The following is a 21,820-nucleotide window of genomic DNA, read 5'->3' as shown; positions in this document are numbered from 1 at the left end:
CATCTGCTGGCTCAATACTCCCGCACGAAGCTCAACTCGCGATACACCGGACGGTAGCCCATACCGGTGTATAGGCCGAGCGCACCCGTCGGGCTGTCGGAGTCGACGTCGAGGGTCACCCGCTCGTACCCCGCCGCGCGACCCGCCTCGAGCTGAGCGGCGAGCAGTGTCTGCGCGATGTGTTTTCCGCGCCACTCCCGCACGACGCCGACGAGCGCGACATGGCTTCCGGTGAAGCCCTGTTCGACCCAGTCGGCCTCGTTCACCGTCGAGAGCAAGAAGCCCACCACCCGGTCGGTGTCCGGCCGGTCTGCGACGACGACGAAAGAGAGATCGGGGCGAAAGACCTCGGCATCGACGAACGACGCCCAACTCTCCGCGTCGGTGGATTGGCTGCCCCAGTGATCCTGGAACGCCTCGTTGCGGGCGAGCCGCACCATCTCGCTGAGTTCGTCTGAGTACGGCACGACGCGCACACCCTGTGGAGGCTCGAAGGCGCGAATGGGCTCGGCGAGCACGCGTTCGAGTGAGAGGAAGTAGCGCGAGAGGCTCAGCCCTGCATCCTCGTAGAGTCGCATGTTCTGCGGGGCGCGCTCATCCGTGTAGACCATGATCCAGCCCGGCAATGGCTTATCGGATGCCGCGAAATGCTGACGCGCTCGCGCGAGCTGCCAGTCCAGGAGTTGCCGTCCGATGCCGCGGCCACGGGCTTCCGGGCGCACACCGCCGCCGAGGAATGCACGCACGAGCGTCTCCTGCCCGGGCGGAACGACGACGATGCCGCTCGCGAGCAGCCCGCCATCGTAGCCGCGTGCCACGAGGGAATCCTTCTCGGCGTCGAAGTGTGAGAGTCCGAAGGGCTCGGCGACCTCCTCTCGCGTCGCGAGGAAGTTGGGGTGGTCGACTCGGCCCATCGCCTGCTCCAGCTCGACGATGTCGTCGATGTCGGCCTCCGTCGCCGGCCGCCATTGCGCGATATCCGGGTGCCGGAGCTCCGGCGTTTCGACCGGCCCGTCGACCCGACGGCGCAGTGGGGTGAGGTGCTCAACCATGCCTATACCCTAGAAGGCCGGACACGGCACGCGCGAATCCGCCCCAGACTTTGCCGGATGCGGAAAGCCCCGGACATCCGTGGACGCCCGGGGCTCGCAGGGAGCGGAGGCTCGTTACTTCTCGTCGACCTCGGCTGCTGCCTTCTCGACAGAGGACTCAGCGGTCTCTCCATCGACCTCGGGCGCGGCTGCATCAGCGGCTGCAGTCTCATCGACGGCGATCTCCTCGGCACTGGCGTCCTCGGAGCTCTCAGTGCTGGTTTCTTCAGCGCCAGCCTCCTCGGCGGCAACCGGCTTCTCGGCCTTGGCGGCAGCCTTCGCCGGCTTCGCCTTCGGGGTCACCGGCTCGAGCACGAGCTCGATCTGCACCATCGATGCGTTGTCTCCCTTGCGGAAGCCAAGCTTAGTGATGCGGGTGTAGCCGCCCTCACGCTCGGCGACGAGCGGCGCGATCTCGGTGAACAGCTCGTGCACGACGGACTTGTCACCGATGACGGCGAGCACACGACGGCGAGCGTGGAGGTCTCCGCGCTTCGCGAAGGTGATGAGCCGCTCGGCGATGGGACGCAGGCGCTTGGCCTTGGTCTCCGTCGTCTTGATCGACTTGTGTGTGAACAAGGCGGCAGCCAGGTTGGCGAGCAGCAGACGCTCGTGTGCCGGACCGCCTCCGAGGCGAGGGCCCTTGGTTGGCTTAGGCATTTTTATGTGTCTCCAGTATCAGAATGTGGTGGGAGGCTCTGCAACGAGCCTGAGTTCTTCGAGGCGCTAGTTGTTCGCGTCGTCGTAGCCGCTGTAGAAGTGCGCGCCGTCGAAGCCGGGCACGGAGTCCTTGAGCGACAGGCCGAGCTCGACGAGCTTGTCTTTGACCTCATCCACCGACTTCTGTCCGAAGTTGCGGATGTTCATGAGCTGCGTCTCCGAGAGGGCGACCAGTTCACTGACGTTGTTGATGCCCTCGCGCTTGAGGCAGTTGTACGAGCGCACCGAGAGGTCAAGGTCCTCGATCGGAATCGAGAGCTCGCTCGAGAGCACGGCGTCGACCGGCGCAGGACCGATCTCGATGCCCTCTGCGGCGGTGTTGAGCTCACGAGCGAGGCCGAACAGCTCGGTCAGGGTGCGACCGGCAGATGCGATCGCGTCACGGGGGCTGATCGCCGACTTCGTCTCGACATCGACCACGAGGCGATCGAAGTCGGTGCGCTCTCCGGCACGGGTCGCCTCGACACGGTAGGTCACCTTGAGCACCGGCGAGTAGATCGAGTCGACCGGGATCTGACCGGCTTCGCTGTACTCGTTGCGGTTCTGGGTGGCCGACACGTAGCCGCGGCCACGCTCGATCGTGAGTTCGAGCTCGAACTTGGCCTTGTCGTTGAGGGTTGCGATGACGAGTTCGGGGTTGTGCACCTCGACACCGGCGGGAGCCGAGATGTCGGCGGCGGTGACCTGGCCGGCGCCCTGCTTGCGCAGGTAGGCGGTGATCGGCTCGTCGTGCTCGCTCGATACGACGAGACCCTTGATGTTCAGGATGATCTCGGTGACATCCTCTTTGACACCGGGAACGGTGCTGAACTCGTGCAGCACGCCGTCGATGCGGATGCTGGTGACAGCAGCGCCTGGAATCGAGGAGAGCAGAGTGCGACGAAGTGAGTTACCGAGGGTGTAACCGAAACCGGGCTCGAGGGGCTCGATCACGAACCGCGAACGGAACTCTGAGATGTTCTCTTCGGTGAGCGTTGGACGCTGTGCAATAAGCACTGTTGATTCCTTTCGGCTAAGTGTCCGCTATATGACACTTGCGTTGGCAACCGGGTGGCTGGCCCGGCGGTATGGAGTTTTAGAAGGAACGTGTCGTTGGCCGAGCAGCCGAGATCACGCCTGCTCAGGCGGTCTCGAAACACTCGACCAGCAGAAGGGGGTCAGACGCGGCGGCGCTTCGGCGGGCGGCATCCGTTGTGCGCCTGCGGGGTGACGTCGTTGATCGAGCCGACCTCGAGGCCGGCCGCCTGCAGCGAACGGATCGCGGTCTCACGGCCGGAACCCGGTCCCTTGACGAAGACGTCGACCTTCTTCATGCCGTGCTCCTGAGCCTGGCGCGCCGCCGACTCCGCGGCGAGCTGCGCGGCGAACGGGGTCGACTTGCGTGAACCCTTGAAGCCGACGCCGCCGGACGAGGCCCAGCTGATGACCGCACCGGTGGTGTCGGTGATCGAGACGATGGTGTTGTTGAAGGTGCTCTTGATGTGGGCCTGGCCCACGGCGATGTTCTTCTTTTCCTTCTTGCGCGGCTTGCGAACGGCCGACTTGGGTGCTGCCATGATTTCTCCTGAATCCTAAAAGGCGAGGCGGGCTGGCCCGGGGGCCTAGCGGGCCTTCTTCTTGCCGGCCACGGTGCGCTTCGGGCCCTTGCGGGTACGAGCGTTGGTCTTGGTGCGCTGACCGCGCACGGGCAGACCGCGGCGGTGGCGGATGCCCTCGTAGGAGCCGATCTCGACCTTACGACGGATGTCAGCGGCGACCTCGCGACGAAGGTCGCCCTCAACCTTGTAGGTGCCTTCGATGTAGTCGCGGAGCGCGACGAGCTGCTCGTCGCTGAGGTCCTTGACGCGGATGTTCCCGTCGATCTCTGTGTCGGCGAGGGTTTTGAGCGCGCGAGTGCGGCCAACACCGTAGATGTAAGTCAGTGCAACTTCCACGCGCTTCTCGCGCGGTATGTCAACGCCTGCTAGACGTGCCATTGTGGCTTCTCCTGTGAGTGAATGGAGGTGTGGTGCAACTCCGGTGCCTCGGCCTCCAACCGAAGGTGTCCCCCGGTCGCCTCTCGCGAGACGGTGCGGGTTCCTGGAGTTGCGATTGCGTTGTTCAGTTGTTCTGCCGCGAGAACCGCGCGGCGGATTCTAGCCCTGGCGCTGCTTGTGACGCGGGTTCTCGCAGATGACCATGACGCGTCCGTTGCGACGGATGACCTTGCACTTGTCGCAGATCTTCTTGACGCTGGGGTTGACCTTCATTGTGGTTCCTTGTGTTCGCTGTCCTCGTACCCGTGGGATGCCACGGGCCGTTACTTACAGCATCGGCTTACTTGTAGCGGTAGACGATCCGGCCACGGGTCAGGTCGTAGGGGCTCAGTTCCACGATCACGCGGTCCTCGGGGAGGATGCGGATGTAGTGCTGGCGCATCTTGCCCGAGATGTGGGCAAGAACCTTGTGCCCGTTCGTGAGCTCTACGCGAAACATTGCGTTGGGCAGAGCTTCGACAACCGAGCCCTCGATTTCGATGACACCGTCTTTTTTGGCCATAGCCTCTTCGTCGCTAAAAGTTGTGGATGCTGGTCTTGCGTCGGATTGCGGAGTTCTGCTTCTCGACGATTTCCATCGCCGCCAGGCGCACAAAAACGTGCGCAAAACACCAAGGATCAATCCTATGGGATATGCGTGTGTTTTGCCAAGTCCCGATGTATCATTCGCGCGGCCAAGGCACCCTGGCGTCCAGTCGCTACCGAAGCTGAGCGCCACCCCGTGCGTGTCTTCCGGAGGGGCGCGCCAGTTGCGACGAGACGTGGCCGACCGCGGTCAGGCCTCCGCCTAGACGGAGGCTTGGAGGAACAGTTGCCGCCAGGCCGCGTCTGCCGACGCCGTCGCACCCGGCTACGGTATAGGAACGGGAGAGACACCGAGGGGTTCGAGAGCGGCCGTGCCGCCGTCCTCCGCCGTGAGCACCCAGATGCCGCCCCGATGCACCGCGACACTGTGCTCCCAGTGCGCCGCGTCACCGCCGTCGACGGTCGTGACGGTCCAGTCGTCGTCCCGGACGAAGGTGTCGACGTCACCCGAGACGACCATGGGTTCGATCGCGACCACGAGTCCGGCCTTGACCTCCGGACCCTTCTGACGCACACGGTAGTTGAAGACCGGCGGCTCCTCATGCATGTCCCGGCCGATGCCGTGCCCGACATATTCGGTCAGGATGCCGTAGTCGCCTTGCGACTCGATGAAACCCTGCACGGAATCGCCGACCTCGTTGAGGTGGCGAGCGCGTGCCAGGCGGGCGATGCCGCGCCACAGCGACTGCTCGGTGACATCGGAGAGCCGCCGCCGCGCCTCGACGAGTTCGGGACGCGCAGCATCCGGGACCACGACCGTGAACGCCGAGTCGCCGTTCCAGCCGCCCACGTCGGCGCCACCGTCGACCGAGACGATGTCGCCCGGCTCGATCGCGCGGCTACCGGGAATGCCGTGCACGACATCCGCGTTCACCGAGATGCACAGCGTGTGCCGGTAGCCGGGGACCAGCTTGAAGTTCGAGCGGCCACCGCGCTCGACGATCATCGCCTCGGCGATCGCGTCGAGCTCGAGCGGAGTCACGCCGGGACGGATCGCCTCACGCACCGCCGCCAGAGCAACCGCCGTCGTCAGACCGGGGACGATCATCCGCCGCAGCTCGTCCGGCGACTTGTAGATCGAAGAACGTCGAAGACCCATGACGGGTGCGTTCAGGAGGCGGCGACGACGTCGAACTCGCCGATGCCGTGTGCCGCGAGCGCCGAAGCCACGCGTTCACCGACATCGTCGACCGATCCCAGCCCGTCGATGTCGATAAGCAGGCCGCGGTCGCGGTAGACGTCGACCAGCGGTGCCGTCTCACGGGCGTACACCTCCTGGCGGTGGCGGATCGCCTCTTCCGAGTCGTCCACTCGGCCTTGCTCGAGGGCACGCTTGCTGAGGCGGGCCACGATCTCATCCTGGTCGGCGACGAGGCGGACGACGGCCTCGAGCGGCTGCCCTTTCTCTTCGAGCAACTGGTCGAGGTACGCGACCTGGTCGACCGTGCGCGGGTAGCCGTCGAGCAGAAAGCCGTTACGGGCGTCCTCCTCGGTCAGGCGCTCCGTGACGATCGCGTTCGTGAGGGCGTCGGGAACGTAGTCGCCGGCGTCGACGATCGCTTTGACCTGCACGCCGAGCGGTGTCTGGTTCTTGATGTGATGGCGGAAGATGTCACCGGTGGACACATCGGGGATGCCGAAGGTCGATGCGATACGCAGCGCCTGCGTGCCCTTTCCCGCACCCGGCGGTCCGACGATCAACAGCCGGGCGCCGCGCTCGCGATTGCGCTCCTCGGCGGTCGGGGTCATCGCAGCAGCCCTTCGTAGTGCCGCTGCTGCAGCTGAGAGTCGATCTGCTTGACCGTCTCAAGACCCACACCAACGATGATCAGGATGGACGCGCCGCCGAACGGGAAGTTCTGGTCGGCACCGACCGCTGAGAACGCGATCAGAGGCAGGAGCGCTATCAGGCCTAGGTAGATCGAGCCGGGGAGCGTCACCCGGGTCAGTACGTAGTCGAGATACTCTGCGGTCGGACGTCCGGCGCGGATTCCGGGGATGAAGCCGCCGTACTTCTTCATGTTGTCGGCGACCTCTTCGGGGTTGAAGGTGATCGCGACGTAGAAGTAGGTGAACCCGACGATGAGAAGGAAGTACAGCAGCATGTAGAGCGGGTGGTCGCCCTTGGTCAGATAGTTCGTGATCCAGACAACCCACGACGCCGGTTCCTGCCCGGCCGCTGGTTGGTTGAACTGCGCGATCAATGCCGGCAGATAGAGCAGCGACGACGCGAAGATGACAGGCACGACACCTGCCATGTTCACCTTGATCGGGATGTACGTGTTGTTGCCGCCGTAAGTGCGGCGCCCGACCATGCGTTTCGCGTACTGCACGGGAATCCGTCGCTGCGACTGTTCGACGAAGACCACGAGTCCCACGACGAGGAGGCCGATGGCGATGACGATGAGAAAGACATCGAGTCCCTTGGCCTGCGAGATCGCCCAGAGCGACACGGGGAAACGCGCGGCGATCGAGGTGAAGATCAGCAGGGACATGCCGTTGCCGATGCCGCGCTCGGTGATGAGCTCGCCCATCCACATGATGAGGCCGGTTCCAGCAGTCATCGTGACGACCATGAGCATGATCGCGTACCAGGAGTCGTTCGTGATGAGCTGCGAGCACTCGGAACTGGCGGATGTGCCGAACAGGGCACCGCTGCGCGCGACCGTGATGAGCGTCGTCGACTGCAACACGCCCAGGGCGATCGTGAGATAGCGGGTGTACTGGGTCAGGCGGCCCTGGCCGGCCTGGCCTTCTTTGTAGAGGGTGTCGAAGTGAGGGATGACCACGCGCAGCAACTGCACGATGATCGATGCCGTGATGTACGGCATGATGCCCAGAGCGAAGATCGACAGCTGGAGCAAGGCGCCACCGCTGAAGAGGTTGACGAGCTCATAGAGGCCTGAGGTTCCCTGATTGGCCGCAAGACAGGCTTGCACTTTGCCGAAGTCCACGAACGGGGCGGGAATGAACGACCCCAACCGGAACAGGGCGACGATACCCAGGGTGAACCCGATCTTCTTCCGAAGATCCGGCGTGCGGAAGATCCGCGCGATGGCGCTAAACACAAGGCCTCCTGTTTTCCTGTGAGGAATCAGTCACTGTCTGCTGCACACAGTGCGACTCGAGCCTGTCGAGATCCTCACGAATCATACGCGAGGTCTCGACAGGCTCGATCAACAGTATGTGTACTACTACTTGACTGACCCGCCTGCGGCGACGATCTTCTGCTCGGCGGAACCGGAGACCTTGTCGACCGCAACGTTCAGCTTAACCGCAATGTCGCCATTGCCGAGAACCTTGACCTTCTCGTTCTTGCGAACGGCCCCCTTCGCGACGAGGTCGCCGATGGTGACATCGCCCCCCGCCGGATAGAGTTCGGCGAGCTTCTCCAGGTTGACGACCTGGTACTCCACGCGGAACGGGTTCTTGAACCCACGAAGCTTCGGGGTACGCATGTGCAGCGGCATCTGCCCGCCCTCGAAACCGATCCTGACCTGGTAGCGCGCCTTGGTCCCCTTGGTTCCACGACCCGCGGTCTTACCTTTGGATCCCTCACCGCGGCCGACCCGCGTGCGGGCCTTCTTGGCACCGGGAGCCGGACGAAGGTGGTGCACCTTCAACACCTGCTCACGGGTCCCCTCCGGCTCGGCAGCCTTCTTGGCCGGGGTCTTGACGGTAGCCGCCTTGGCCGGAGCCTTCTCGGTAGCCGCCTTGGCCGGAGCCTTCTCGGTAGCCGCCTTGGCCGGAGCCTTCTCGGTAGCCGCCTTGGCCGGAGCCTTCTCGGTAGCCGCCTGTGCGGCAGCCTTCTTGGCCGAAGCCTTGACGGCTTCCTTCTCTGCAGTTTCCTTGGCCTCAGCCATTAGTCAATCTCCTCGACCTTCACCAGGTGAGCGACCGTCCTGACGTAGCCACGGTTCTGAGGATTGTCCTCACGAACCACGACGTCACCGATGCGCTTGAGTCCCAGGCTGCGAAGCGTGTCGCGCTGGTTCTGCTTCTCACTAACTTTGGACTTGATCTGTGTCACTTTGAGACGCGCGGCCATCACGCACCTGCCTTCGCCGCTGCTGCGGCCTCGGCCGCCTGGGCCTCGGCACGCAGGAGACGGGCCGGGGCGACCTCATCGTAGGCGAGGCCACGACGGGCGGCAACGGCACGAGGCTCCTCGAGCTGCTGCAGGGCCTCGACCGTTGCGTGCACGATGTTGATGGTGTTCGACGAACCGAGCGACTTGCTCAAGACGTCGTGGATGCCGGCGCATTCGAGCACGGCGCGCACCGGGCCACCGGCGATGACGCCGGTACCGGCAGCGGCCGGACGAAGCAGCACGACACCAGCAGCGGCCTCGCCCTGCACAGGGTGCGGGATGGTGCTGCCGACACGGGGCACGCGGAAGAAGTTCTTCTTCGCCTCCTCGACACCCTTCGAGATGGCCGTCGGCACCTCACGGGCCTTGCCGTAGCCCACGCCGACGAGTCCGTTGCCGTCTCCGACGACCACGAGGGCGGTGAAGCTGAAGCGACGCCCGCCCTTGACCACCTTGGAAACGCGGTTGATGGTCACAACGCGCTCCAGAAACTGGCTCTTCTCGGCATCGCGGGTGCCACGATCACGGTTGGGGTTGCGCTCACGGCCGCCGCGACGTGCCTCGCGAGGCTCGTTCTGCGCTCCAGCCGTCGATGCAGCAGTCTCCACCGGCGCCTCTGCAGCCACCTCTTGCTCCTTAATGATGTTCTCGCTCACAGGTTCAGCCCTGCCTCTCGCGCTCCCTCGGCGATAGCAGCCACGCGACCCGCGTACTTGCTACCTCCACGGTCAAATACGACGGCCTCGATGCCGGCCTGCTTGGCACGCTCGGCGACGAGTTCGCCGACCTTGCGAGCCTTCGCCGTCTTGTCGCCATCGAAGCCGCGCAGCTCTGCTTCCATGGTCGACGCGGAGGCCACGGTGTTGCCCTTGCTGTCGTCCACGACCTGCACGAAGACGTGACGTGCCGAACGGGTGACGACGAGGCGCGGACGGGTCGCGGTGCCCTCGATCTTCTTGCGAAGCCGGGTGTGGCGACGAGTGCGCGCAGCCGACTTGCTCTTGCCTCTGGTTCCGAGACCCATGGTTACTTACCAGCCTTTCCGGCCTTACGACGGACAACCTCGCCGGCGTAGCGGATGCCCTTGCCCTTATAGGGCTCCGGCTTCTTGATCTTGCGGATGTTGGCGGCAACCTCGCCGACGGCCTGCTTGTCGATACCGGCAACGGTGACTTTATTGTTGCCCTCGACCGTGAAGGTGATGCCCGCGGGCGCATCGACGACGACCGGGTGCGAGAATCCGAGCGCGAACTCGACCGCGCTGCCCTTCTGGGCGACGCGGTAGCCGGTGCCGACAATCTCGAGGCCCTTGGAGTAGCCCTGGGTGACGCCGACGATCTGGTTGGCGATCAGCGTACGCGTGAGTCCGTGCAGCGAACGCGAGTCGCGCTCATCATCCGGACGGGTGACGAGAACCTGGTTCTCCTCGACCTTGGCCTCGATGGGGGCGGCGACGACGAGCGAGAGCTCGCCCTTCGGGCCGGTGACGGTGACATCCTGGCCGTCGATCGTCACGGTGACGCCGGCGGGGATCTCAATGGGGAGTCGACCAATACGTGACATGTTCGGCTACCACACGTAGGCGAGGACTTCCCCACCCACGCCCTTCTTCTCTGCCTGACGGTCCGTGAGGAGGCCGCTGGAGGTGGACAGGATGGCGACGCCGAGGCCGCCGAGCACCGTGGGGATCTCAGTGGACTTCGCGTACACGCGGAGACCCGGCTTCGAGACGCGCTTGATGCCGGCGATCGAACGCTCACGGTTCGGCCCGAACTTGAGGTTCAGCGTGAGGGTCTGTCCGACGGTGGCGTCGGCGACCTCGAAACCCGCGATGTAACCCTCTTTCTTGAGGATCTCGGCAATGTGCGACTTGAGCTTGCTGTGCGGCATGGACACGGTGTCGTGGTACGCAGAGTTAGCGTTGCGCAGTCTGGTCAGCATGTCTGCGACCGGATCTGTCATCGTCATTTCGTGTTTCCTTCGTTCACCAGGTTTCGACACCCTTTACAAGGGGGCCGACCTGTGGTGCTGGAGACCGGACGGATGTCTGGTCCCGGTTCCCGGATGTCCTGCGCCTGAGCCCCGGACATCCGGTAGGTGCTACTGGTTCTCGGTCGTGCGGAACGGGAAGCCGAGCTGCTTGAGCAGCGCGCGGCCCTCGTCGTTGCTCTTGGCCGTGGTCACCACGGTGATGTCCATGCCGCGAACGCGGTCGATCTTGTCCTGGTCGATCTCGTGGAACATCGCCTGCTCCGTGAGACCGAAGGTGTAGTTGCCCGCGCCGTCGAACTGCTTGTCCGAGAGGCCGCGGAAGTCGCGGATGCGGGGAAGAGCCAGCGAGAGCAGACGATCGAGGAACTCCCACATGCGGTCGCCGCGCAGCGTGACGTGCGCGCCGATGGGCTGGCCTTCGCGCAGCTTGAACTGCGCGATCGACTTGCGTGCCTTGGTGACCTGCGGCTTCTGACCGGTGATCTTGGTGAGGTCCGCAACGGCGCCGTCGATGACCTTGCCATCGCGCGCGGCTTCGCCGACCCCCATGTTCACGACGATCTTCACCAGACCGGGCACCTGGTGCACGTTGGTGAAGCCGAGCTCGTCCTTCAGCGCAGCGAGAATCTCGCCCTGGTACTTCTGCTTGAGGCGGGGCTGGATTTTGCCAGTTCCCACGGCAGTTTCAGTCATTACAGGTCCTTACCTGACTTCTTGGCGTAACGCACGCGGACAGTCTTGGTGACGCCGTCCTTGGTTACTTCCTCGTTGCGGAAGCCGACGCGCGTCGGCTTCTTGGTCTCCGGGTCGACGATGGCGACGTTCGACACGTGGATCGGGGCCTCGTGGGTCTCGATGCCGCCGGTCTTGGTGCCGCGCTGGGTCTGTCCGACGCGCACATGCTTGGTGACGAAGTTGACACCCTCGACGATGACGCGGTTCTTCTCGACCTGGACCTCGATGACCCGACCCTGCTTGCCGCGGTCTCCACCGCGTGCCTGGCTGCGACCGCTGATGACCTGGACGAGATCGCCCTTCTTGATGTTGGCCATGACTTAGATAACCTCCGGCGCCAGCGAGATGATCTTCATGAACTTCTTGTCGCGAAGCTCGCGACCGACTGGTCCGAAGATGCGGGTGCCGCGGGGGTCACCGTCGTTCTTCAGGATCACTGCGGCGTTCTCATCGAACTTGATGTACGAACCGTCGGGACGACGGGTCTGCTTCTTGGTGCGGACGATGACGGCCTTGACCACATCGCCCTTCTTGACGTTGCCGCCGGGGATCGCATCCTTGACCGTGGCGACGATGACGTCACCGAGGCCGGCGTAGCGACGACCGGAGCCACCGAGCACACGAATGGTGAGCAGCTCCTTGGCGCCGGTGTTGTCTGCGACCTTGAGCCGTGATTCTTGCTGAAGCACTTCTAACTCCTTCTACGAAGCAAGCCGCGAGGCCTACTTTGCCTTCTCGAGAATCTCGACCAGGCGCCACCGCTTGGATGCGCTCAGGGGACGGGTCTCGCTGATGACAACGAGGTCGCCGATACCCGCGGTATTGAGCTCGTCGTGAGCCTTCACCTTGGAGGTGCGGCGGATGACCTTGCCGTAGAGCGGGTGCTTCACGCGGTCTTCGACCTCGACGACGATGGTCTTGTCCATCTTGTCGCTGGTCACGTAGCCACGACGAACCTTGCGGTAGCCACGGGCTGCGACGTCCTTGACGTCGTGAGCAGCCGACTCGTGACCGGTCTCGACGCTGGCCTTCGCGGTGTTTGCCGCTTTGGGGGCGGTTGCCATGACTAGGCCTCCTTCGTCTCTGCGACCTCGGCGGCGGCGTCCGTGACGGACTCCTCGGCCTTGGCCTTCTTGGTGGCGGACTTCGCCGCGCTCTTCTTCTCGGCCTTGGCGGGAACCTCGACCGGGGCGGGCGTCGCACGAATACCCAGCTCGCGCTCACGGATGACCGTGTAGATGCGGGCGATGTCGCGCTTGACGGCACGAAGGCGGCCGTGGCTCTCGAGCTGGCCGGTAGCGGACTGGAATCGCAGGTTGAACAGCTCTTCCTTGGCCTTCCTCAGCTCGTCGACGAGACGCTCGTCCTCGAAAGTGTCGAGCTCGACGGGGCTGAGCTCCTTGGATCCGATCGCCATTATGCGTCGCCCTCCTCGCGCTTGATGATGCGTGCCTTGAGGGGCAGCTTGTGAATTGCACGGGTCATGGCTTCACGAGCGAGCTGCTCGTTGACGCCCGAGACCTCGAAGAGAACGCGACCCGGCTTGACGTTGGCGACCCACCACTCGGGCGAACCCTTACCGGAACCCATGCGGGTCTCGGCCGGCTTCTTCGTGAGCGGACGGTCGGGGTAGATGTTGATCCACACCTTCCCGCCACGCTTGATGTGACGCGTCATCGCGATACGAGCGGACTCGATCTGACGGTTGGTCACATAAGCAGAGGTCAGGGCCTGGATACCGAACTCACCGAAGGTGACCTTGGTACCACCGGTGGCGTGGCCGCTACGGCCGGGGTGGTGCTGCTTACGGTGCTTGACTCGACGTGGGATCAACATGGTTATGCCTCAACTCCTGCTGCAACCGGCGCCTCGGCACGCGGGGCGCGGCGGGGTCGGTCGCTCCGCTCGGGGCGCGACGACTTCTGGTTCGCCTGCTCGCGAGCGAGTTCCTTGTTGGTGATGTCGCCCTTGTAGATCCAAACCTTCACGCCGATGCGACCGAAGGTGGTCTTGGCCTCGTAGAAGCCGTAGTCGATGTTCGCGCGCAGGGTGTGCAGGGGCACACGGCCTTCGCGGTAGAACTCCGAGCGGCTCATCTCTGCGCCGCCGAGACGGCCGGATACCTGGATGCGGACGCCCTTGGCACCGGCACGCTGCGCGCCTTGCAGACCCTTGCGCATCGCGCGGCGGAAAGCCACGCGGGCGGAGAGCTGCTCGGCAATGCCCTGCGCGACGAGCTGAGCGTCGGCCTCGGGGTTCTTGACCTCGAGGATGTTCAGCTGGATCTGCTTGCCGGTGAGCTTCTCGAGGTCGGCACGGATGCGTTCGGCCTCCGCACCACGACGACCGATCACGATGCCAGGTCGGGCGGTGTGGATGTCGACGCGGACACGGTCACGTGTGCGCTCGATCTCGATGCGGGAGACACCGGCGCGGTCGAGCGTGGTGCCGAGCATCCGGCGGATCTTGACGTCCTCGGCGATGTAGTCGCTGTAGCGCTGCCCCGGCTTGGTGCTGTCGGAGAACCACCGCGACACGTGGTCGGTGGTGATGCCGAGACGGAAGCCGTAGGGGTTTACTTTCTGACCCATTACTTCGTACCCTCCTCAGGAGTGGCGAGCACAACAGTGATGTGGCTGGTGCGCTTGTTGATTCGGAAAGCGCGGCCCTGTGCACGCGGCTGGAAACGCTTGAGGGTCGCGCCCTCGTCGACGAATGCTCGGCTCACGTAGAGGTCCTGCTCGTCCAGATAGGTGTTCGAGGCGTCCGCTTTGACTCGCGCGTTGGCGATTGCGGAGGCGACCAGCTTGTACACCGGCTCACTCGCGCCCTGTGGTGCGAACTTCAGGATGGCGAGTGCCTCCTGTGCCTGCTTGCCGCGGATCAGGTTGACGACGCGACGAGCCTTCTGGGGGGTGACGCGGATGTGACGCACGCGTGCGATCGACTCCACCATTTCTTCTCCTCCTTCACGTCACCGCTTAGCGGCGACGGCCCTTCTTGTCGTCCTTCACGTGTCCACGGAAGGTGCGGGTGGGCGCGAACTCTCCGAGCTTGTGCCCGACCATGGTCTCGGTGACGAACACCGGGATGTGCTTGCGACCGTCGTGCACCGCGATCGTATGTCCCAGCATGGCCGGAATGATCATCGAGCGGCGCGACCAGGTCTTGATCACGTTCTTGCTGTTGGCCTCGTTCTGTGTGACGACCTTGCGAAGCAGGTGGTCATCAACGAAGGGGCCCTTCTTCAGACTGCGTGGCATCTTCTACAACTCCTACTTGCGCTTCTTGCCAACGGTGCGGCGGCGAACGATGAGCTTGTCGCTTTCCTTGTTCGGACGACGAGTGCGGCCTTCCTTCTGGCCCCACGGGCTGACCGGGTGGCGACCACCGGAGGTCTTGCCCTCACCACCACCGTGCGGGTGGTCGACCGGGTTCATGGCGACACCACGCACGGTCGGGCGGACGCCCTTCCAGCGCTTGCGGCCGGCCTTGCCCCAGTTGATGTTCGACTGCTCGGCGTTGCCGACCTCTCCGACGGTCGCACGGCAGCGCGCATCGACGTTGCGGATCTCGCCCGAGGGCAGACGCAGTTGGGCGTAGGGGCCGTCCTTGGCGACGAGACGCACCGAGGCGCCGGCCGAGCGGGCCATCTTGGCACCGCCACCGGGGCGGAGCTCGATGGCGTGCACGACGGTACCGGTGGGGATGTTCTTCAGCGGCAGGTTGTTGCCCGGCTTGATGTCCGCACTCGAACCCGACTCGACAATGTCGCCCTGCGAGAGCTTGTTCGGCGCCAGAATGTAGCGCTTGGTGCCGTCGACGTAGTGCAGCAGCGCGATGCGCGCCGTGCGGTTGGGGTCGTACTCGATGTGGGCGACCTTGGCGTTCACGCCGTCCTTGTCATTGCGACGGAAGTCGATGACCCGGTACTGGCGCTTGTGGCCACCACCGATGTGACGGGTCGTGATGCGTCCCTGGTTGTTGCGGCCACCGGTCTTCGGCAGCGGACGGAGCAGCGACTTCTCGGGTGTGGAGCGGGTGATCTCTGCGAAGTCCGCAACAGACGAACCGCGACGACCCGGGGTCGTGGGCTTGTACTTACGAATAGCCATTCTTTATTCCTCTGCTCCCTAGCCGACAGCCGTGAAGATGTCGATGGAACCGGACTTGAGCGTCACGATGGCGCGCTTGGTGTCCTTGCGCTTGCCGAGGCCGAACTTGGTGCGGCGGGTCTTGCCGGTGCGGTTCAGCGTGTTGATCGATGCGACCTGGACCTTGAAGATCTTCTCGATGGCGAGCTTGATCTCGGTCTTGTTCGCTCGGGGGTCGACGACGAAGGTGTACTTGCCCTCGTCGATCAGGCCGTAGCTCTTCTCGGAGACGACCGGGGCGATGATGATGTCGCGCGGGTCCTTGTTGTGGGCGGCGCTCATGCGGAGACCTCTTCCTTCTTCGCCTTGCTGGCAACGAAGGCCTCGAAGGCAGCCTGGGTGAAGACGATGTCGTCGGAGACGAGGACGTCATAGGCGTTCAGCTGGTCGGAGAGCAGCACGTGCACCTCGGGGATGTTGCGGACGGCGAGGGCCGACAGCTCGTCGCCACGCTCGAGCACGACGAGGACGTGCTTCGAGGACGTGATGCCCGAGAGGTACGCGACGGCGTCCTTGGTCTTCGGCGTCTCGCCGAGGATGAGCGTCTGCACGACGTGCAGGCGGCCACCACGGGCGCGGTCGGAGAGAGCACCGAGCAGAGCTGCCGCGATCATCTTCTTGGGGGTGCGCTGCGCGTAGCTGCGGGGCACCGGTCCGTGGACGATGCCACCGCCGGTCATCTGGGGCGCGCGGATCGAGCCCTGACGAGCGCGACCGGTTCCCTTCTGCTTGAACGGCTTGCGGCCTGCACCCGAGACCTCGCCGCGACCCTTGGTCTTGTGCGTGCCCTGGCGCGCGGCCGCGAGTTGCGCGACGACGACCTGGTGGATGAGCGGGACGTTCGTCTGGACGTCGAAGAGCTCGGCGGGCAGCTCGACCGAGCCGGCCTTCTTGCCCGTGACATCCAGGACATCGATGGTGTTGGTAGCGGTAGCCATGAACTACGCCCCCTTCACTGCGTTGCGGACGAAAACGAGGCGGCCGCGAGCGCCGGGAACGGCGCCCTTGACCAGCAGCAGGCCTTTCTCGGCATCGACCGAGTGCACCTTGAGGTTGAGAACGGTGACACGCTCACCACCCATGCGGCCGGCCATGCGCATGCCCTTGAAGACACGGCTCGGGGTCGACGAAGCGCCGATGGAGCCGGGCTTGCGGTGGTTACGGTGCGAACCGTGCGAAGCGGAGACGCCCTTGAAGTTGTGGCGCTTCATCACGCCGGCGAAGCCCTTGCCCTTCGAGGTGCCGACGACGTCGACCAGCTGGCCGGCCGTGAACACGCTCTCGGCGGTGAGCTCCTGGCCCAGGCTGTAGTCGGCCGCGTCAGCGGTGCGCACCTCGGTGAGGTGACGACGCGGCGTGACGCCCGCCTTGTCGAAGTGACCGGAGGCGGGCTTGTTCACCTTGCGCGGATCGATCTGGCCGGCGGCGATCTGAACGGCGCTGTAACCGTCGACCTCGACGGTGCGAACCTGGGTGACCACGTTCGGGGCGATCTCGATGACGGTGACGGGAACGAGCTTGTTGTTCTCATCCCACACCTGGGTCATGCCAAGCTTCGTGCCCAGCAGACCCTTGGAGGTCTTGGTAGCAGTAGACATGGTCTTTCCTTAGAGCTTGATCTCGATGTTGACGTCGGCTGGCAGGTCGAGCCGCATGAGCGAGTCGACGGCCTTCGGCGTCGGGTCGATGATGTCGATCAGCCGCTTGTGGGTGCGCATTTCGAAGTGCTCGCGGCTGTCCTTGTACTTGTGAGGCGAACGGATGACACACACCACGTTCTTCTCGGTCGGAAGCGGCACCGGGCCGACGACGGTCGCACCCGCACGGGTGACCGTGTCGACGATCTTGCGCGCCGAGGTGTCGATGACCTCGTGGTCGTAAGACTTAAGTCGAATGCGGATCTTCTGTCCCGCCATGTCTGACTCTCTCTCTGTCAAGGCGTCTTACATCCGGTTGGCTGCATCGGACGCCGTCGTAGTACTTCGTGAGTTGCACCACTGTTTATCTGTCAAGCGGCCGGCGATCGGACCTGTCCAAAGCAACGAGACCCCGGTGGGCCCGCTGCTCTCGACAGGCCCGATCATCGAACCAGCCACCGACCCCCGCGCTCAGGCGTGTCGCCGTTGCGAAGACATGGATAGCCCATGTCCGGTGAGAGTCGATTAAGCTTTGTCCTGCTACCCGCGGCCTACCCTGATCCGCCCTGGCTCATGAGCCCGTGGAGGAGGTTATGCACTGCCTGGCAGTGATTCCCGTGGTGCGCACAGCGCGGTAGCGGGAAATGTTGAACTAGACGAGTTTGCCACAGATCCAGGGATGCTGCAAGCCCGGGCGTGTCGCGCGCCGGGCTTGCGTCGTCGGGTGTGTCCGTCTCCGTCGAGAGCGTCCGGTGCGCCGGTCACCATCGACGGAGACGGACACACTCGGCAAGGTCTCAGTCGGCTACATATCAGCCGGCGCAGTTCACCGCGTCGAAGGAGACATCACGGCTGACCGAGACCTTCTCGCCGTCGATGACGCCACTGGCCCAAACGGTCACAGAGCCTGCAGGCAGGTCCACCAGGCGAGAGGCGAAGAAATGGAACGCCTTCTTGCCCGCGACCACCTTCGGGAAGGACTTGGACCCATAAGGAGTCAGCACACTGACCCTGATCGGCACGCTCTCCCCATTCGTCACCGTCACCGCCACAAACGCCCTACCCGCAACACACCGCCCCTTCGCCAACACGTCAAACACGATCATCGGTGTACCGAGCACCTCCACCTCGGCGGACTCCGCCGAGGGCGGCGACATCCCGATCTCGTTGCCAGCCGACACGACCACCGTGTAGCGACCGCGCGGCAGGCCCGTGAAGTCCGTGGTGGGCACGTTCCCGGCGACCTCGACACTCCTCGTGCGATCGGGAGAGTCGATCGGATCTCCCACGTTGGTGAGCGCGACCGTGTATCCCGTGATCGGCTTGCCGCCATCGGCGGGCGCAGCCCACGAGACCTTCACCGAGTCGTCGGAGACGGCCTCCACAACGGGGGCCGCCGGCGCGGCCGGCGCGGTTGCGAGCGGAACTCCGTAGACCTGGACCTCACTGAGCGCCAGCGGGACATCAGGGTCGTCGACCTGGATCCGAACGTAGCGGCCGGGAGCATCGAGCGGGATCGTGGTCGGACGACCCACTTGCTCCGTGACATGCGTGACGCCGTACGCCGGGGACGCGAGCTCGTCGGTCGTCAGCGCCCTCGCCGGGAACGGCTCCGTCGAGACGACGAGCTTGACGTTCTTGAGCCGTGACTGGCAGCAGTCGACCCGATTCCAGATCTTCGCCACCGTGAGCGCATTCGCCCCCTCCAGATCCACCTCCCACCAAGCCGCCCCCTCATCGCTGCTCGTCGCGGCCACATTGCTGATCAGGCCGCTCGTGTCGCCGTCGACCGCTTTCGCCGCCCCGTACGCAGGACCGTCATAGGTGCTCGACTGTACAGCCGGCCTGTTCGAGGACAAGAGCTTCGGAGCGGACTCGAGCGCGAGCGCGATACCGTCCGACTCCGCCGAAGCCTTCGACACACCGATCTCGTTCACGGCGGACACGGTTACCGTGTACCGACCGGCGACCAGCCCCCCGAGGTTCGCCCTGAGAACGTTCCCTGCGACATCGAACCTCGTCTTGTCGCCGGGAGCGCCGGATGCGATGTCCAGGTTGGTGGCGGTGAGGATGTAGCCGGTGATCGGCTTTCCGCCGTCGGCCGGTGCTGACCAGGCGACGTTCAACGAGTCGGGCGTGGCAGCCGCGACCGACGGCGCCACAGGGGCCTCCGGCGCCGTCGCCGTGTTCGGCGGCTCGATGCCGTAGAGCTCCACCTCGCTGAGGTTCAATGGAATGTTCGGCGCGTCCTGCTGAATGCGCACATACCGCCCGGTGCCCGCGAGCGGGATGGTCGAGGGACGGCCCATCTGTTCGTCGATCGACGTGACGGAGTACGTGGGCGACGCCAGCTCCGCCTCGGTCAGCGGCGCGGCCGGGAACGGCTCCTTCGAGACGATGATCGTGAAGTTGGTGAGCCGTGACTGACAGCAGTCGCTCCGGTTCCAGATCTTCGCCGACGAGAGCACACGGTCAGTGCCGAGATCGACCTGCCACCAGGCGATGGCGTTGGTGCCGTCCTGGGTCGCCGCGAGGTTCTCGTAGGTTCCGGTGGTGATGCCGTCGACGGCTTTCGACGCCGGGAACGTCGGGCTGTAGTCGCTCGATTGCGCGGCCGGTTTCTTGAACGACACGAGTTCTGGCGTGCCCGGGGCCCCGAGCTCGGACCCGCCGAGCTCGATTCGGAGGATCGAGGCACCGAGATCCTGCGCCGGGTAGGCGGGCTCCGCGAGCGCGACCTTGATCGGCAGGATCTGCTTCGCCCGCACCGTCAACGGTCCGAGGTTCGTCTTCGTCAGCGCTGCGCCATCGAGAACGAACTCCTGCGACCCGACCGTCACACGATAGTCGCGTCCTGGTGTCGCCGCGCCGGTGAGGCGGACGTACCGATCGATGCGGTCGACGTCGGCTCCCCGCACGAAGCCCTCGGTGTATACCTGGCTGTCGGTGAATCCATCGTACCCCTGCTCGCCGATGTCCTCGATGCTGTAGCGGCTGGTCGTGGACGCAGTCCACCGGCCCGCCTCGGTTTCGGCAGCGGCCGTCGCCGGAATGTAGCGTGGGGCACCATCGAGCGCGACGCGGAGCACCGAAAGATCGTCGTCCGGCGCCGCCGCTGGCACGCTGACGACGACATCATCGCCCTCACGCGTCCAGCCGAGGTCGCCGCCACCGTCGACGGTGACACCGTTGACAGGGTTGGCGACCCCGGGCAGACGGAGCTTGCCATCGGTCGGCCAGTTCTTGACGAGCAGGTAGAGGTCGTCGCCGTTCATCGTCACGGTGCCCCACGGCTGCGCTCCGAACCGCGTCGCCGTGGCACCGAGCACGGCGTTCGGATGACGCGCGTTCCAGGCTCCGATTCCCTTGAGCACATCGGCCTCGTAGGGCACGACGGAGCCATCACCGGTCGGACCGATGTTCAGCAGGTAGTTTCCACCGCCTCCGACCACGTTGGCGTAGTCGCGGATGAGCTGGCGGGTCTTTCCCGGAAGGTCGGGGCGATCCTGCCAGCTGCGGTAGCCCCAGGTCTCGTGGAAGATCGACGCCGGGGTCTGCCAGGGGAGCGCCTGGTTGCCGGCCGGAATGGCATTGTCACCCATCACCTTGAAGTCCGACTGGTTGTTCCAGATCCGGCCGTTGACGGCGGTGCCCTTCTGCAGTCCGTGCACGAGATCGGCGAGCTCCTTGCTCTGCGCCGCTGTCGGCAGGCCCATGTCGAACCACAATTCCTCGATGGCACCGTAGTTCGTGAGCAGTTCGGTGAGTTGCTTCTTGATGTGCACCATGTCGCTGTCGCTCAGCTTGTACGAGCTCCAGCGGTGGCCGAGCTCCCAGTCCGCCAAGGAGTAGTAGAGGCCGAGCTTGATCCCCTGTGCCTCACAGGCGAGCTGGAGCTCCTTGAGCACGTCTTTGGCGTACGCGGTCTTGTCGACGACGTCGACCGTGCTCGTCGCCGTATCCCACATGGAGAAGCCGTCATGGTGCTTCGTCGTCAGCACGACATAGCGCATTCCCGCCTCTTTGGCGAGCGAGCAGATGTCTGCGGGTTTGTAGTTCGCGCCCGTGAAACCGTTGCCGAGCGCGTAGAACTCGTCATCGGACATCTTCTGATCCTGTGCGGTCACCGTCGATTGCGGAACCTGGAGCCGGATCTGCTCGCTGTAGCTCTTCGTGACCGGCTGCCCCTCCCAGACGCCACCGGCAACCGAGAACAAGCCCCAGTGGATGAAGAGCCCGAACTGGAGTTTCTGCCAGGCTGCGATCTCGGCGCTGGTCGCCGTGTTCATCTCGGCGGGCAGTCCTTCGACCGAGGGCGTGTACTGCTCCGTCCGCAACGTCGGCGTCGACGTCGACGCCGACGCCGACGCCGAAGTGATTCCCGAGAGCGCCAGTATCGAGCCGGTTGCTAGTGCGATCGCGGCGTGACCGAGTGATCTCTTATTCCGTTGCACGAGCTGAGCCTCCTTGCTGAGCGTGCCCCATGACGACACCGTCGATTGGTAGGATGTATTTGAACTATTGTCTGGATGTTTCTCGGCTCTGTCAAGAAAATTGGCAGAAACTTCTGGCCAACCACCTCAGGGGGTGAGCTAATTAATCCGATGTATTGGTGCTTGCTGCTTAGATAGTTCCGCTCCAAGACAGAGGAGTCGTGGATGAGCCGAGCAACATTTTGCCCACGACGCAGCACCGCTCCTCGCGGTCGAACGCGGTCGCGCAGCCAGGTGAGCGTACGCAGCAGCGTCACTGTTCACCCGGAGCGCTCGGGTGCGAGGCC

At 64.5% G+C, this 21,820-nt stretch carries 31 protein-coding genes; all 31 read right to left on the bottom strand.

Annotated features, from left to right (window positions below; translation table 11 throughout):
• Positions 1–11: 11 nt before the first annotated feature.
• A complete protein-coding gene (locus ACFQB0_RS12345; RefSeq protein WP_386732039.1) occupies positions 12–1,052 on the bottom strand; it encodes a GNAT family N-acetyltransferase in 1,041 nt (346 codons plus the stop codon).
• 114 nt (positions 1,053–1,166) lie between these two features.
• The gene (gene rplQ / locus ACFQB0_RS12340) at positions 1,167–1,751 is read right to left on the bottom strand and encodes a 50S ribosomal protein L17 (protein WP_386732037.1); all 585 of its coding nucleotides are present in this window, start codon (positions 1,749–1,751) and stop codon (positions 1,167–1,169) included.
• Positions 1,752–1,817: 66 nt separating this feature from the next.
• The gene (locus tag ACFQB0_RS12335; protein WP_386732034.1) at positions 1,818–2,807 is read right to left on the bottom strand and encodes a DNA-directed RNA polymerase subunit alpha; all 990 of its coding nucleotides are present in this window, start codon (positions 2,805–2,807) and stop codon (positions 1,818–1,820) included.
• Between the two features lie 161 nt (positions 2,808–2,968).
• A complete protein-coding gene (gene rpsK / locus ACFQB0_RS12330) occupies positions 2,969–3,367 on the bottom strand; it encodes a 30S ribosomal protein S11 (RefSeq protein ID WP_055821293.1) in 399 nt (132 codons plus the stop codon).
• 45 nt (positions 3,368–3,412) lie between these two features.
• Entirely contained in the window at positions 3,413–3,787 is a 375-nt protein-coding gene (gene rpsM, locus ACFQB0_RS12325; RefSeq protein WP_386732030.1) for a 30S ribosomal protein S13, read from the bottom strand.
• Positions 3,788–3,946: 159 nt separating this feature from the next.
• Positions 3,947–4,060 (bottom strand): 50S ribosomal protein L36, encoded by a 114-nt coding sequence (gene rpmJ, locus ACFQB0_RS12320; protein ID WP_011186712.1) that lies wholly within the window; start codon positions 4,058–4,060, stop codon positions 3,947–3,949.
• A gap of 67 nt (positions 4,061–4,127) precedes the next feature.
• Positions 4,128–4,349 (bottom strand): translation initiation factor IF-1, encoded by a 222-nt coding sequence (gene infA, locus ACFQB0_RS12315; protein ID WP_021759551.1) that lies wholly within the window; start codon positions 4,347–4,349, stop codon positions 4,128–4,130.
• Between the two features lie 348 nt (positions 4,350–4,697).
• The gene (map, locus tag ACFQB0_RS12310) at positions 4,698–5,531 is read right to left on the bottom strand and encodes a type I methionyl aminopeptidase (RefSeq protein WP_386732025.1); all 834 of its coding nucleotides are present in this window, start codon (positions 5,529–5,531) and stop codon (positions 4,698–4,700) included.
• A gap of 11 nt (positions 5,532–5,542) precedes the next feature.
• Positions 5,543–6,181 carry an adenylate kinase gene (locus tag ACFQB0_RS12305; protein ID WP_386732022.1) on the bottom strand — a complete coding sequence of 213 codons (639 nt, stop codon included), beginning with the start codon at positions 6,179–6,181 and terminating at the stop codon, positions 5,543–5,545.
• The gene (gene secY / locus ACFQB0_RS12300; protein ID WP_386732019.1) at positions 6,178–7,500 is read right to left on the bottom strand and encodes a preprotein translocase subunit SecY; all 1,323 of its coding nucleotides are present in this window, start codon (positions 7,498–7,500) and stop codon (positions 6,178–6,180) included. Before secY ends, ACFQB0_RS12305 begins: the two co-directional genes overlap by 4 nt.
• Positions 7,501–7,626: 126 nt before the next feature.
• Positions 7,627–8,295, bottom strand: a complete 669-nt coding sequence (rplO, locus tag ACFQB0_RS12295) for a 50S ribosomal protein L15 (RefSeq protein WP_386732016.1) — start codon at positions 8,293–8,295, stop codon at positions 7,627–7,629.
• A complete protein-coding gene (gene rpmD / locus ACFQB0_RS12290; protein WP_386732013.1) occupies positions 8,295–8,480 on the bottom strand; it encodes a 50S ribosomal protein L30 in 186 nt (61 codons plus the stop codon). Before rpmD ends, rplO begins: the two co-directional genes overlap by 1 nt.
• On the bottom strand, positions 8,480–9,148 hold the full coding sequence (rpsE, locus tag ACFQB0_RS12285; protein ID WP_386732010.1) for a 30S ribosomal protein S5: 669 nt from the start codon (positions 9,146–9,148) through the stop codon (positions 8,480–8,482). Before rpsE ends, rpmD begins: the two co-directional genes overlap by 1 nt.
• A gap of 26 nt (positions 9,149–9,174) precedes the next feature.
• A complete protein-coding gene (rplR, locus tag ACFQB0_RS12280) occupies positions 9,175–9,546 on the bottom strand; it encodes a 50S ribosomal protein L18 (protein WP_386732007.1) in 372 nt (123 codons plus the stop codon).
• 2 nt (positions 9,547–9,548) lie between these two features.
• The gene (gene rplF / locus ACFQB0_RS12275) at positions 9,549–10,085 is read right to left on the bottom strand and encodes a 50S ribosomal protein L6 (RefSeq protein ID WP_386732004.1); all 537 of its coding nucleotides are present in this window, start codon (positions 10,083–10,085) and stop codon (positions 9,549–9,551) included.
• Positions 10,086–10,091: 6 nt separating this feature from the next.
• On the bottom strand, positions 10,092–10,490 hold the full coding sequence (gene rpsH, locus ACFQB0_RS12270) for a 30S ribosomal protein S8 (RefSeq protein ID WP_386732002.1): 399 nt from the start codon (positions 10,488–10,490) through the stop codon (positions 10,092–10,094).
• 132 nt (positions 10,491–10,622) lie between these two features.
• Complete coding sequence (rplE, locus tag ACFQB0_RS12265; RefSeq protein ID WP_386731999.1) at positions 10,623–11,207, bottom strand: 50S ribosomal protein L5; 585 nt, start codon at positions 11,205–11,207, stop codon at positions 10,623–10,625.
• Positions 11,207–11,566 (bottom strand): 50S ribosomal protein L24, encoded by a 360-nt coding sequence (gene rplX, locus ACFQB0_RS12260; protein ID WP_386731996.1) that lies wholly within the window; start codon positions 11,564–11,566, stop codon positions 11,207–11,209. The genes rplE and rplX overlap by 1 nt, the downstream gene beginning before the upstream one ends.
• A 3-nt stretch (positions 11,567–11,569) precedes the next feature.
• Positions 11,570–11,938 (bottom strand): 50S ribosomal protein L14, encoded by a 369-nt coding sequence (gene rplN / locus ACFQB0_RS12255; RefSeq protein WP_130488199.1) that lies wholly within the window; start codon positions 11,936–11,938, stop codon positions 11,570–11,572.
• Positions 11,939–11,971: 33 nt separating this feature from the next.
• A complete protein-coding gene (gene rpsQ, locus ACFQB0_RS12250) occupies positions 11,972–12,313 on the bottom strand; it encodes a 30S ribosomal protein S17 (protein WP_386731992.1) in 342 nt (113 codons plus the stop codon).
• 2 nt (positions 12,314–12,315) lie between these two features.
• Positions 12,316–12,666, bottom strand: a complete 351-nt coding sequence (rpmC, locus tag ACFQB0_RS12245; RefSeq protein WP_386731989.1) for a 50S ribosomal protein L29 — start codon at positions 12,664–12,666, stop codon at positions 12,316–12,318.
• A complete protein-coding gene (gene rplP / locus ACFQB0_RS12240) occupies positions 12,666–13,085 on the bottom strand; it encodes a 50S ribosomal protein L16 (protein WP_386731986.1) in 420 nt (139 codons plus the stop codon). Before rplP ends, rpmC begins: the two co-directional genes overlap by 1 nt.
• Positions 13,086–13,087: 2 nt before the next feature.
• Entirely contained in the window at positions 13,088–13,840 is a 753-nt protein-coding gene (rpsC, locus tag ACFQB0_RS12235) for a 30S ribosomal protein S3 (protein WP_386731983.1), read from the bottom strand.
• Positions 13,840–14,205 carry a 50S ribosomal protein L22 gene (gene rplV / locus ACFQB0_RS12230; RefSeq protein ID WP_386731980.1) on the bottom strand — a complete coding sequence of 122 codons (366 nt, stop codon included), beginning with the start codon at positions 14,203–14,205 and terminating at the stop codon, positions 13,840–13,842. The genes rpsC and rplV overlap by 1 nt, the downstream gene beginning before the upstream one ends.
• Before the next feature lie 25 nt (positions 14,206–14,230).
• Positions 14,231–14,512: a 30S ribosomal protein S19 gene (gene rpsS / locus ACFQB0_RS12225; protein WP_386731976.1), complete on the bottom strand. Its 282-nt coding sequence runs from the start codon at positions 14,510–14,512 to the stop codon at positions 14,231–14,233.
• A gap of 12 nt (positions 14,513–14,524) precedes the next feature.
• A complete protein-coding gene (gene rplB / locus ACFQB0_RS12220; protein ID WP_386731973.1) occupies positions 14,525–15,364 on the bottom strand; it encodes a 50S ribosomal protein L2 in 840 nt (279 codons plus the stop codon).
• Positions 15,365–15,382: 18 nt separating this feature from the next.
• Positions 15,383–15,685, bottom strand: a complete 303-nt coding sequence (gene rplW / locus ACFQB0_RS12215; protein ID WP_386731970.1) for a 50S ribosomal protein L23 — start codon at positions 15,683–15,685, stop codon at positions 15,383–15,385.
• Positions 15,682–16,341 (bottom strand): 50S ribosomal protein L4, encoded by a 660-nt coding sequence (rplD, locus tag ACFQB0_RS12210; protein WP_386731967.1) that lies wholly within the window; start codon positions 16,339–16,341, stop codon positions 15,682–15,684. The genes rplW and rplD overlap by 4 nt, the downstream gene beginning before the upstream one ends.
• Before the next feature lie 3 nt (positions 16,342–16,344).
• Positions 16,345–17,001, bottom strand: a complete 657-nt coding sequence (gene rplC, locus ACFQB0_RS12205) for a 50S ribosomal protein L3 (protein WP_386731964.1) — start codon at positions 16,999–17,001, stop codon at positions 16,345–16,347.
• 9 nt (positions 17,002–17,010) lie between these two features.
• On the bottom strand, positions 17,011–17,319 hold the full coding sequence (gene rpsJ, locus ACFQB0_RS12200) for a 30S ribosomal protein S10 (protein ID WP_005050520.1): 309 nt from the start codon (positions 17,317–17,319) through the stop codon (positions 17,011–17,013).
• 533 nt (positions 17,320–17,852) lie between these two features.
• Positions 17,853–21,533 carry an alpha-L-fucosidase gene (locus tag ACFQB0_RS12195; RefSeq protein WP_386731958.1) on the bottom strand — a complete coding sequence of 1,227 codons (3,681 nt, stop codon included), beginning with the start codon at positions 21,531–21,533 and terminating at the stop codon, positions 17,853–17,855.
• Positions 21,534–21,820: the final 287 nt, after the last annotated feature.

The organism is Luethyella okanaganae (genome assembly GCF_042660285.1).
GTDB lineage: Bacteria > Actinomycetota > Actinomycetes > Actinomycetales > Microbacteriaceae > Luethyella > Luethyella okanaganae.
Note: the sequence above shows the minus strand (reverse complement) of the source record. Positions and strands in the feature narration are given on the sequence as shown.